We start from the raw sequence: 11,029 nt of genomic DNA on the forward strand, positions 1-11,029 counted from the left end.
CGCTCGAAGCCAGACCCATTCCCCCAGAAGGCCCAGAAGGAGCGAGCGACGATGCCCGAGCTGAGGTCCCGCACAGTCACCCACGGCCGGAACATGGCGGGCGCCCGCGCCCTCATGCGGGCCTCCGGTGTAGCCAGCGAGGACATCGGCAAGCCGATCATCGCCGTGGCCAACTCCTTCACCGAGTTCGTCCCCGGGCACACCCACCTCCAGCCGGTCGGCCGGATCGTCTCCGAGGCGATCAAGGCGGCGGGCGCGGTGCCCCGCGAGTTCAACACCATCGCGGTGGACGACGGCATCGCCATGGGCCACGGCGGCATGCTCTACTCGCTGCCCTCCCGCGACCTCATCGCGGACTCGGTCGAGTACATGGTCGAGGCGCACTGCGCCGACGCCCTGATCTGCATCTCCAACTGCGACAAGATCACCCCGGGCATGCTGATGGCCGCCCTGCGGCTCAACATCCCGACGATCTTCGTCTCCGGCGGCCCCATGGAGGCCGGCCAGGCCACGCTGGTCGACGGCACGGTGCGAAAACTCGACCTGGTCAACGCGATCAGCGACGCGGTCGACGAGTCCGTCTCCGACGAGGACATCCTCCGCATCGAGGAGAACGCCTGCCCGACCTGCGGCTCGTGTTCGGGCATGTTCACCGCCAACTCGATGAACTGCCTCACCGAGGCCATCGGCCTCTCCCTCCCGGGCAACGGCTCGGTCCTCGCCACCCACACCGCCCGCAAGGCGCTCTACGAGCGGGCCGGCGCCACCGTGGTCGAGCTGGCCAAGCGGTACTACCAGGACGACGACGCCTCGGTCCTGCCCCGCAACATCGCCACCCGCGAGGCCTTCGAGAACGCCATGGCCCTCGACATCGCCATGGGCGGCTCCACCAACACCATCCTCCACCTGCTCGCCGCCGCCCAGGAGGCCGAGCTGGGGTACGACCTGACCGACATCGACGCCATCTCGCGCCGCGTCCCCTGCCTCGCCAAGGTCGCCCCGAACGTCGCCCCCGGCGGCACGTACTACATGGAGGACGTGCACCGCGCCGGCGGCATCCCCGCCCTCCTCGGCGAGCTGTACCGCGGCGGCCTGCTCAACGAGAACGTCCACACCGTCCACTCCGACACCATCGACGAGTGGCTGAAGACCTGGGACATCCGCGGCGGCGCGGCCTCCGCCGAAGCCCTGGACCTCTGGTACGCGGCCCCCGGCTGCCGCCGCTCCGCCGAGGCGTTCTCCCAGTCCGAGCGGTGGGACTCGCTCGACACCGACGCGGCCGGCGGCTGCATCCGCTCCGTCGAGCACGCGTACTCCGCCGACGGCGGCCTCGCCGTGCTGCGCGGGAACATCGCGGTGGACGGCTGCGTCGTCAAGACCGCCGGCGTCGACGAGTCGATCTGGACCTTCGAGGGCCCGGCCGTCGTCTGCGAGTCGCAGGAGGAGGCCGTCGACAAGATCCTCCGCAAGGAGATCACCCACGGCGACGTGGTCGTCATCCGCTACGAGGGCCCCAAGGGCGGCCCCGGCATGCAGGAGATGCTCTACCCGACCTCCTTCCTGAAGGGCCGGGGGCTCGGCAAGACCTGCGCGCTCATCACCGACGGCCGCTTCTCCGGCGGCACCTCGGGCCTCTCCATCGGCCACGCCTCCCCGGAGGCGGCCTCCGGCGGCGCCATCGCCCTGGTCGAGGACGGCGACCGCATCCGGATCGACATCCCGAACCGCTCCATCGACCTGCTGGTCGACGACGCCACCCTCGACGCCCGCCGCGAGGCCCTCGGCGGCCGCTACGAGCCGGTCGCCCGTGAGCGCAAGGTCTCCGCCGCCCTGCGCGCCTACGCCGCCATGGCCACCAGCGCCGACAAGGGCGCGGTCCGCGACGTGACGAAGCTGGGCTGACCCGCCTGCGACCCCCCCCGGCCCCGGCCGCCCCCAGCGGGCGCCGGGGCCGAGGCGTACCCGGCCTCACTCCGCCCAGGGCAGCCGCCGCGGCTCCGGGCTCCCCGGCGTCGTCACCACACCCCCGGCGGTCATCGCGACCAGCGCCTCGGCCGGGCCCCGCGCCGTCCGCACCCGGCGCGTCGCCCCGGCCGGGAGGATGGCGGTCCCGCCCGCGGAGACGGTGGCGGCCTCCCCCTCGCAGGTGAATTCCAGCGCCCCGTTCAGCACCGTCCAGACCTGCTCCCGGTCGGCCGTGTGCACCGGACCGGCAGCCTCCGCCTCCATCCGCACCCGCCAGGTGCTGAGTTCGGTGCTGCCCCGGCTGGGCGCGGCCAGCCCGGTCATGACGGCGTTCGGGGTGGCGGTGACATGGGCGGGGGAGGGCGCGACGACCTGCACGGCGGAGGCTCCTTCGGTGACGGCGACAGTGAGTCAAGCTGCTTTACTTAGTGGGAGTAAAGCAGCTTGTCTCCTGCGTGTCATCATGAATCCCGTGCGCCGAGACGACCCGCTGCCCGAGGCCGAGCTGACCTTCCTGCTCGGCATGGCGTTCCAGCTGGTGCTGGCCGAGTTCAACGACCGGGTCGCCGCCGCCGGCGAGCGCGACCTGCGCCCCGTCCACGGCATGGTCTTCCAGCTGCTCGCCCGCACCCCCGTCACCAGCAGCGAACTGGCCGAACGCCTCGGCGTCACCAAGCAGGCCGCCGGGCAGCTCGTGGACGACCTGGAACACCGGGGCTACCTCCGCCGCGACCCCCACCCGGCGGGCGGCCGCCGCAAGCTCCTCGTCCTGACCGACGCCGCCCGCACCCACCTCGCCGTCGCCGGCCGCGTCCTCCACACCCTGGAGGGCGAACTCGCCGACCGCCAGGAGGGCGCCACCCTCGCCCCCCTCCGCACCGAACTGGCCGCCCTCATCCGCACCCTCACGGGCGACGACCTCCCCCCGCTCCGGCCCGTCTGGTGACCCCGCACGCCGGGCCTCTCCCCGCCCCCGCCCCCGACCGGAGACAATCGCCACCGTGACCGACTCGACCCGCCCCACCGCCCCCGGCCCGCACCCCGAGCCGATCCGGTTCTTCGGCACCACCTGGCTCGACCACTCCGGCCACTACGGCCTGCGCCGCGCCGGTGTCGCCGCCGGCTCCCTCGCACTGGCCGCCGTCAGCGCCGTGCTGCTGCGGATCGGCTACCAGGGCATGGCCCTGGCCGAGGTCGGCTGGGTGCTCAACGTCCTGGTCGTCGGCATGTTCGCGCTCTGCACCGCCATCGCCTTCGGCCGGGAGTGGGAGAGCTTCACCAAGCGCCCCGACCCCGAGCGCCAGCAGTCGCTGCGCGGCCTCATGGCCATCGGCTTCCTCGGCGTCCTCGTCGCCTGGGCCCTGCGCAGCCTCCGCGAGGCGCCGGGCGAGGGGCTGCGCCGCGCCGAGTACGAGGAGGCCGTCACCCAGGCGTCCCGGCGCCGCGCCCGCCGCACCGGCCACCCGGGACGCCGCGCCAAGCGCTGACCGCCCGCTACTGCGCGCGCTCCTCGGCGAGGGTGTGCGCCACGAGCGCGTTGGCGTGCCCGTGCCCCAGCCCGTGCTCGGCCTTGAGCCAGGCCACCAGCTCCATGTGCCGGGTCAGCGGCGACGAGCGCACCAGCTCCTGCCACTCCGCCACCGGCCGCCCGTACTTCTTTTCGATCGACGGGAAGTAACTGGCCGGGCCCTTCACGTTTTCCGCCATGACGGACAACCCCCTCCGGGACGACTCCGCGACGCACACCGCGCCACCTGTCACCCCCTACGACCGTCCCGCCCGCGCAAACTCATCGCCGTCCCGCGCCTCACTTCCCGCCCGGTACGGAAACCCCTGGCCCCCACAACCCCCCTGGTGATAGCCACGACCTGAACCAGCGCCCACCCCCGGAGGAGCCCGCATGCCCAACCCCCTGGCCGACCGCACCCGCCGAGCCGCCTCCTTCAACACCGCCTCGGCCCACTACGCCACGTACCGCCCCTCCTACCCGCCGGCCCTGTACGAGGCCCTGGAGGAAGCGCTCGGCCGCCCCCTCGCCGGAGTCCGGGTCGCCGACATCGGCGCCGGAACCGGCATCGCCACCGCCCAGCTCCGCGAACGCGGCGCCCACGTCCTGGCCGTCGAGCCCGGCGAAGGCATGGCGGCCGAACTCCGCCGCACCCTGCCCGGCACCCCTCTGGTCCGCGGCGACGGCAACGCCCTCCCCCTCGCGGACGGCACCGCCGACCTCGTCACCTTCGCCCAGTCCTTCCACTGGACCGACCCCGGGCGCGCCCTCCCGGAGGCGTACCGCGTGCTGCGCCCCGGCGGCGTCCTGGCCCGCTGGTGGAACATCTCCGACTCCTCCCACGCCTGGGTCGCGGACCAGGCCGACCGCCTGCTCGCCCACTTCGGCCCGGAAGGCGCCGCCCACGGCGCGCACATCCCGGGCCGCGCCGACGCCGGCGCCGCCCCCGCCGTCGGGGACCCCGTCGTGGGAGCGCTGGCCAAGGCCCCCTCCCGCCCCGGCGCCCCCGAACCCGAGCCGGTGGCCGACGCCCCGCTCACCCACCGGATTCCCTGGTCCCGCAGACTCACCGTCGACGACCACCTGGCCAACCTCGCCAGCCACTCCCTCTTCCTGGTCGCCGACGCCGCCCTGGCCCAGGACTTCCTCGACCGCGAGCGCGCCCGGCTGCTCCGGCTCTTCCCCGACGGCCACGTCGAGGAGCGGTACGTGGTGGACCTCGTCCTGACCACCCGGCCCGCCACCGCCTGACCGCCCCGCCCGGCGCGCCGCCCTCCCGGAGCTTCACCGGGCCGGGCGGCGCGCCGTTCGCGTACGCGTACCGCTCCTCCTCGTCCCTTGACCCGGACCCGCCCCAGGAGGAGTATTCAACAGGTGATGAATAAAAAGCCGCCGCCCGACGACGCCCCGCCCGACGACGCCCCGGGCGCCGCCGTCACCGCCACCGCCCTCACCGTCACCCGGGGCTCCCGCACCGTCCTGGACGACCTCCACTTCACCGTGGAAACCGGCCGGGTCACCGGCCTCCTCGGCCCCTCCGGCTGCGGCAAGACCACCCTCATGCGCGCCCTCGCCGGCACCCAGGCCAAGGTCACCGGCACCCTCGCCGTCCTCGGCCACCCGGCCGGCGACCCCCGCCTGCGCCACCGCATCGGCTACGTCCCCCAGGCGCCCTCCGTCTACGACGACCTGACCGTCCGCCAGAACCTCGCCTACTTCGCGGCCGTCCTCGACCCGGGCCGCCCCGCCACCGCCCGCCGTGCCGAGGCCGTCACCCGCGCCCTCGCCGACGTCGATCTCACCGCGTACGCCGACGCCCTCGCCGGACAGCTCTCCGGCGGCCAGCGCAGCCGGGTCTCCCTCGCCGTCGCCCTGCTCGGCGCCCCCGAACTCCTCGTCCTCGACGAACCGACCGTCGGCCTCGACCCCGTACTCCGCCGCGACCTGTGGAACCTCTTCCACCGCCTCGCCGCCGGACACGGCACCACCCTCCTCGTCTCCTCGCACGTCATGGACGAGGCCGAGCGCTGCCACCGCCTCCTCCTCATGCGCGAGGGCCGCGTCCTCGCCGAGGGCACCCCCGAGGCCCTGCGCACGCGCACGAACCGCCCCACCGTCGAAGAAGCCTTCCTCCACCTGGTCGACACCGCCGGCCACCCGGCCACGACCCCCGAGGAGCGCACCCCATGACCGCCACCACCACACCGGCGCGCCCCACCGCCTTCTCCGCCGCCCGCACCCTCGCCACCGCCGCCCGCGTCCTGCGCCAGCTCCGCCACGACCCGCGCACCATTGCCCTGCTGCTCCTGGTCCCCTGTGTGATGATCACGCTGCTCCGCTACGTCTTCGACGGCAGCCCGGACACCTTCGACGCCATCGGCGCCTCCCTGCTCGGGATCTTCCCGCTCATCACGATGTTCCTGGTCACCTCCATCGCCACCCTGCGCGAACGCACCTCGGGCACCCTGGAACGCCTCCTCGCCCTGCCGCTCGGCAAGGCCGACCTCATCGCCGGCTACGCCCTCGCCTTCGGCGCCCTCGCGGTGGTCCAGTCGGCGCTCGCCACCGCCCTCTCCGTCTGGCTCCTCGGCCTCGACGTCACCGGCTCCCCGTGGCTGCTGCTCCTGGTCGCCGTCCTCGACGCGCTGCTCGGCACCGCCCTCGGCCTCTTCGTCTCGGCCTTCGCCGCCTCCGAGTTCCAGGCCGTCCAGTTCATGCCGGCGGTGATCTTCCCGCAGCTGCTGCTCTGCGGCCTCTTCACCCCGCGCGCCACCATGCACCCCGCCCTGGAGGCCGTCTCGAACGTGCTCCCCATGTCGTACGCCGTCGACGCCATGAACGAGGTCCTCACCCGCCCGGGGGTCACCGGCACCTTCGTCCGCGACCTCGCGATCGTCGCCGGAAGCGCCGTACTCGTCCTGGTCCTCGGCGCCGCCACCCTGCGCCGCCGCACCACCTGACCGACCGCCCAGCGGACACCTCCGCGCCCCCTCGCCCACCGGTGCGAGGATGACGGGCGGAACGGCACGTACGGCACCACGCGGAGGGCGAACCCCGACATGACCCAGAAAGTCGCAGTGCTCGGCACCGGCAAGATCGGCGAGGCCCTGCTGAGCGGAATGATCCGCGCCGGCTGGTCCCCCGCGGACCTCCTCGTCACCGCCCGCCGCCCCGAGCGCGCCGACACCCTCCGCGAGCGGTACGGCGTCACCCCGGTCACCAACGCCGAGGCCGCCAAGACCGCCGACACCCTCATCCTCACCGTCAAGCCGCAGGACATGGGCGCCCTCGTCGAGGAGCTGGCCCCGCACGTTCCCGCCGACCGCCTCGTCATCAGCGGCGCCGCCGGCATCCCCACCGCGTACTTCGAGGAGCGCCTCGCCGCCGGCACCCCCGTGGTCCGCGTCATGACCAACACGCCCGCCCTGGTGGACGAGGCGATGTCGGTGATCTCCGGCGGTACGCACGCCAACCCGGCGCACCTCGCCATCGCCCAGGAGATCTTCGGCGGCGTCGGCAAGACCCTGCGCGTCCCCGAGTCCCAGCAGGACGCCGCCACCGCCCTCTCCGGCTCCGGCCCCGCCTACTTCTACTTCCTGGTCGAGGCGATGACCGACGCCGGCATCCTGCTCGGCCTGCCCCGCTCCCAGGCCCACGACCTCATCGTGCAGGCCGCGATCGGCGCCGCCGTCATGCTCCGCGACAGCGGCGAACACCCCGTGAAGCTCCGCGAGGCCGTGACCTCCCCGGCCGGCACCACCATCAACGCCATCCGCGAACTGGAGAACCACGGCGTCCGCGCCGCCCTCATCGCCGCCCTCGAAGCCGCCCGCGACCGCAGCCGCGAACTGGCCTCCGGCAAGGGCTGACCGGAACGGGGTGGGGCGCCGGGGCAGCCCCACCCCCCCGCCCCTTCAGGCCGGCAGCAGCCCCACCGCCCGGTACGCCTCGTCGACCACGGGCCGCGCCATCGCCCGCGCCCGCTCGGCCCCGCGCCGCAGCACCGCGTCCACCTCACCGGGATCGGCCACCAGCGCGGCATGCCGCTCCCGCACCGGCCGCAGCACCTCCTCCACCGCCTCGGCAGTGTCCTTCTTCAACGCGCCGTACGAGGTGTACTGCCCGGCGAGCTTCTCGGGATCGGCGCCGGTGCACCCCGCCAGGATCTCCAGCAGGTTGGTGACCCCGGGCATCCGTTCCCGGTCGTGGCGCACCTCGCGGCCGCTGTCGGTCACCGCCCGCATCACCTTCCGCCGCACCACCTCCGGCTCGTCCAGCAGATAGACGATGCCCGCCCCCGACTCGTGCGACTTCCCCATCTTGGCGCCCGGCTCCTGCAGATCCATGACCCGCGCCCCCACCGGCGGGTTGGTCGCCCGGGGCACCACGAACGCCTGCCCGTACCGCTGGTTGAACCGTTCCGCGAGGTCCCGCGTCAGCTCGACGTGCTGCGTCTGGTCCTCACCCACCGGCACCTCGTCCGTCCGGTACGCCAGGATGTCCGCCGCCATCAGCACGGGATAGGTCAGCAGCGACAGCCGCACACTCCCACCGCGCTCCCGCTCCTTCACGGACTTCTCCTTGTACTGGATCATCCGCCGCATCTCCCCGTCGGTGGCGACGCATTCCAGGAGATAGGAGAGGCGCGCGTGCTCGTCGACGTGGCTCTGCACGAAAACCGTGCACTGCTCGGGGTCGAGCCCCGCCGCCAGCAGCAGCGTCGCGGCCTGCCGGCTCAGTCTGCGGACCCGCGCCGGATCGTGCTCGACGGTCAGCGCGTGCAGATCCACCACGCAGAACAGCGCGTCCGCCCGGTGCTGGTCACGCTCGACCCACTGCCGTACGGCGCCCAGGTAGTTCCCCAGCGTCAGATGCCCGGTCGGCTTGATCCCGCTGAATACCCGCGTCATCTCTCTCGCTCTCTCCGAGGGGCCCCGCACCGTCCGGCCGGCCGCCCCCGGTCAGGGAGGAGATACGCCAACGGCCGCCGATGCGGCGGCCGTTGTCTGCATACGTCAGGGCTGGCCGCCGTCAGGCGGCCCACCAGAGCCCGTTGTGCGTACGCGTGGTCACGAGGCGAGCTTAGACGGGACCACCCCAAGTTGACAGCCCCTGGAGCCCCTCCGTAAGGTCCACCGAGTTGCCCGACGTGAGCGCCGGTTCCCACCGGTCCCCGGGCAACCACTCCGCAGGACCTCTTCAGAACGCACAGCGGTCTCCGCTGCTCGTTCCGTTGCGCATTGCGGAATGAGGAATCCGCGTCCCGACAGGGCCGCCCCCGATTAGCTCGGGGAAAGGGAATCCGCTAAAGTCTCACCAGTCGGAACGGCTCAACAGCCGCGAAGGCGAATCCCGCTGACTGGGAATCAGGCCCGAAAGGATCTGATAGAGTCGGAACCGCCGAAAGGGAAAAGCGAAGCGGAAACGCGGAGCTGGCACCGGAAAGGCACCGAGGAAATCGGACGCGAAAGAGTCTGATAGAGTCGGAAACACGAAGTACCGAAGGGAAGCGCCCGGAGGAAAGCCCGAGAGGGTGAGTACAAAGGAAGCGTCCGTTCCTTGAGAACTCAACAGCGTGCTAAAAGTCAACGCCAGATATGTTGATACCCCGACCGGCCAGGTTTCTGGTTGGTTGAGGTTCCTTTGAAATACAACAGCGAGGACGCTGTGTGCGACAGGGACTATTCCTCCTTGTCGCACCGCTCTCATGTCTGTTGCACCCGATTACGGGTACACATTCACGGAGAGTTTGATCCTGGCTCAGGACGAACGCTGGCGGCGTGCTTAACACATGCAAGTCGAACGATGAACCGCTTTCGGGCGGGGATTAGTGGCGAACGGGTGAGTAACACGTGGGCAATCTGCCCTGCACTCTGGGACAAGCCCTGGAAACGGGGTCTAATACCGGATATGACCGTCTGCCGCATGGTGGATGGTGTAAAGCTCCGGCGGTGCAGGATGAGCCCGCGGCCTATCAGCTTGTTGGTGAGGTAGTGGCTCACCAAGGCGACGACGGGTAGCCGGCCTGAGAGGGCGACCGGCCACACTGGGACTGAGACACGGCCCAGACTCCTACGGGAGGCAGCAGTGGGGAATATTGCACAATGGGCGAAAGCCTGATGCAGCGACGCCGCGTGAGGGATGACGGCCTTCGGGTTGTAAACCTCTTTCAGCAGGGAAGAAGCGAAAGTGACGGTACCTGCAGAAGAAGCGCCGGCTAACTACGTGCCAGCAGCCGCGGTAATACGTAGGGCGCAAGCGTTGTCCGGAATTATTGGGCGTAAAGAGCTCGTAGGCGGCTTGTCACGTCGGTTGTGAAAGCCCGGGGCTTAACCCCGGGTCTGCAGTCGATACGGGCAGGCTAGAGTTCGGTAGGGGAGATCGGAATTCCTGGTGTAGCGGTGAAATGCGCAGATATCAGGAGGAACACCGGTGGCGAAGGCGGATCTCTGGGCCGATACTGACGCTGAGGAGCGAAAGCGTGGGGAGCGAACAGGATTAGATACCCTGGTAGTCCACGCCGTAAACGGTGGGCACTAGGTGTGGGCAACATTCCACGTTGTCCGTGCCGCAGCTAACGCATTAAGTGCCCCGCCTGGGGAGTACGGCCGCAAGGCTAAAACTCAAAGGAATTGACGGGGGCCCGCACAAGCGGCGGAGCATGTGGCTTAATTCGACGCAACGCGAAGAACCTTACCAAGGCTTGACATACACCGGAAACGTCTGGAGACAGGCGCCCCCTTGTGGTCGGTGTACAGGTGGTGCATGGCTGTCGTCAGCTCGTGTCGTGAGATGTTGGGTTAAGTCCCGCAACGAGCGCAACCCTTGTCCCGTGTTGCCAGCAGGCCCTTGTGGTGCTGGGGACTCACGGGAGACCGCCGGGGTCAACTCGGAGGAAGGTGGGGACGACGTCAAGTCATCATGCCCCTTATGTCTTGGGCTGCACACGTGCTACAATGGCCGGTACAATGAGCTGCGATACCGTGAGGTGGAGCGAATCTCAAAAAGCCGGTCTCAGTTCGGATTGGGGTCTGCAACTCGACCCCATGAAGTCGGAGTCGCTAGTAATCGCAGATCAGCATTGCTGCGGTGAATACGTTCCCGGGCCTTGTACACACCGCCCGTCACGTCACGAAAGTCGGTAACACCCGAAGCCGGTGGCCCAACCCCTTGTGGGAGGGAGCTGTCGAAGGTGGGACTGGCGATTGGGACGAAGTCGTAACAAGGTAGCCGTACCGGAAGGTGCGGCTGGATCACCTCCTTTCTAAGGAGCACTTCTTGACTGCCGGCCCTCGGGCTTGGTGGTCCAGAGGCCAGTTCATCAGCGAACGTCTGATGCTGGTTGCTCATGGGTGGAACGTTGACTATTCGGCACATTCGGTCTGCTGGGACTGTGAGTACTGCTTCGGCGTGGAAAACAGTTCAAGGGGATGGAAGGTGTCGGGCACGCTGTTGGGTGTCTGAGGGAGCGGCCACGATGTGGCTGTTTCTTCGGTTGCCGGCCCCAGTGAACTCGGGATGTATGTCTCGGGGTGGTGGGTGGTTGGTCGTTGTTTG

General features: G+C 70.4%; 10 protein-coding genes and 1 rRNA gene. 8 read left to right on the forward strand and 3 right to left on the reverse strand.

The genetic code is table 11. The features are described from left to right. The first annotated feature begins 51 nt into the window (after window positions 1-51). On the forward strand, window positions 52-1,902 hold the full coding sequence (ilvD, locus tag OIM89_RS17465) for a dihydroxy-acid dehydratase (RefSeq protein WP_030699869.1): 1,851 nt from the start codon (window positions 52-54) through the stop codon (window positions 1,900-1,902). Between the two features lie 66 nt (window positions 1,903-1,968). Here the strand turns inward: ilvD and OIM89_RS17470 are convergent, their stop codons facing one another. Then, entirely contained in the window at window positions 1,969-2,343 is a 375-nt protein-coding gene (locus OIM89_RS17470) for a cupin domain-containing protein (RefSeq protein ID WP_078858237.1), read from the reverse strand. Between the two features lie 85 nt (window positions 2,344-2,428). Here OIM89_RS17470 and OIM89_RS17475 point away from each other — a divergent pair, with 85 nt between their 5' ends. Further along, on the forward strand, window positions 2,429-2,911 hold the full coding sequence (locus OIM89_RS17475; RefSeq protein WP_175457495.1) for a MarR family winged helix-turn-helix transcriptional regulator: 483 nt from the start codon (window positions 2,429-2,431) through the stop codon (window positions 2,909-2,911). Between the two features lie 55 nt (window positions 2,912-2,966). Then, the gene (locus OIM89_RS17480) at window positions 2,967-3,452 is read left to right on the forward strand and encodes a hypothetical protein (RefSeq protein ID WP_047470979.1); all 486 of its coding nucleotides are present in this window, start codon (window positions 2,967-2,969) and stop codon (window positions 3,450-3,452) included. A 7-nt stretch (window positions 3,453-3,459) separates the two neighbouring features. On the opposite strand, the gene OIM89_RS17485 is transcribed toward OIM89_RS17480, so the two are convergent. Then, window positions 3,460-3,672, reverse strand: coding sequence for a DUF4287 domain-containing protein (locus OIM89_RS17485; protein WP_047470977.1), 213 nt, complete (start codon window positions 3,670-3,672; stop codon window positions 3,460-3,462). Window positions 3,673-3,865: 193 nt separating this feature from the next. On the opposite strand from OIM89_RS17485, the gene OIM89_RS17490 reads away from it, so the two are divergent. The 4 genes from OIM89_RS17490 (at window position 3,866) to proC (ending at window position 7,341) form a co-directional block, all read left to right on the forward strand. Continuing rightward, complete coding sequence (locus tag OIM89_RS17490) at window positions 3,866-4,723, forward strand: class I SAM-dependent methyltransferase (RefSeq protein ID WP_030700198.1); 858 nt, start codon at window positions 3,866-3,868, stop codon at window positions 4,721-4,723. A 126-nt stretch (window positions 4,724-4,849) separates the two neighbouring features. Then, window positions 4,850-5,662, forward strand: a complete 813-nt coding sequence (locus OIM89_RS17495) for an ABC transporter ATP-binding protein (protein WP_047470974.1) — start codon at window positions 4,850-4,852, stop codon at window positions 5,660-5,662. Beyond that, window positions 5,659-6,432 (forward strand): ABC transporter permease, encoded by a 774-nt coding sequence (locus OIM89_RS17500; protein ID WP_030700200.1) that lies wholly within the window; start codon window positions 5,659-5,661, stop codon window positions 6,430-6,432. Before OIM89_RS17495 ends, OIM89_RS17500 begins: the two co-directional genes overlap by 4 nt. A 99-nt stretch (window positions 6,433-6,531) precedes the next feature. Beyond that, on the forward strand, window positions 6,532-7,341 hold the full coding sequence (gene proC / locus OIM89_RS17505; RefSeq protein ID WP_003948858.1) for a pyrroline-5-carboxylate reductase: 810 nt from the start codon (window positions 6,532-6,534) through the stop codon (window positions 7,339-7,341). A gap of 45 nt (window positions 7,342-7,386) precedes the next feature. Here the strand turns inward: proC and trpS are convergent, their stop codons facing one another. Beyond that, window positions 7,387-8,382 carry a tryptophan--tRNA ligase gene (gene trpS / locus OIM89_RS17510; protein WP_030700201.1) on the reverse strand — a complete coding sequence of 332 codons (996 nt, stop codon included), beginning with the start codon at window positions 8,380-8,382 and terminating at the stop codon, window positions 7,387-7,389. An 827-nt stretch (window positions 8,383-9,209) separates the two neighbouring features. Between trpS and OIM89_RS17515 the strand changes: the two genes are divergently transcribed. Then, window positions 9,210-10,736, forward strand: a 16S ribosomal RNA gene (locus OIM89_RS17515). Window positions 10,737-11,029: the final 293 nt, after the last annotated feature.

It is taken from the genome of Streptomyces sp. BI87 (genome assembly GCF_025957665.1).
GTDB classification, from domain to species: Bacteria; Actinomycetota; Actinomycetes; order Streptomycetales; family Streptomycetaceae; genus Streptomyces; species Streptomyces albidoflavus.

Bases quoted from the DNA above. Each gene is read 5' to 3' on its own strand.
- ilvD (WP_030699869.1), top strand. From the start codon at position 52: ATGCCCGAGCTGAGGTCCCGCACAGTCACCCACGGCCGGAACATGGCG.
- OIM89_RS17475 (WP_175457495.1), top strand. From the start codon at position 2,429: ATGAATCCCGTGCGCCGAGACGACCCGCTGCCCGAGGCCGAGCTGACC.
- OIM89_RS17485 (WP_047470977.1), bottom strand. From the start codon at position 3,672: ATGGCGGAAAACGTGAAGGGCCCGGCCAGTTACTTCCCGTCGATCGAA.
- OIM89_RS17490 (WP_030700198.1), top strand. From the start codon at position 3,866: ATGCCCAACCCCCTGGCCGACCGCACCCGCCGAGCCGCCTCCTTCAAC.
- OIM89_RS17495 (WP_047470974.1), top strand. From the start codon at position 4,850: ATGAATAAAAAGCCGCCGCCCGACGACGCCCCGCCCGACGACGCCCCG.
- OIM89_RS17500 (WP_030700200.1), top strand. From the start codon at position 5,659: ATGACCGCCACCACCACACCGGCGCGCCCCACCGCCTTCTCCGCCGCC.
- proC (WP_003948858.1), top strand. From the start codon at position 6,532: ATGACCCAGAAAGTCGCAGTGCTCGGCACCGGCAAGATCGGCGAGGCC.
- trpS (WP_030700201.1), bottom strand. From the start codon at position 8,382: ATGACGCGGGTATTCAGCGGGATCAAGCCGACCGGGCATCTGACGCTG.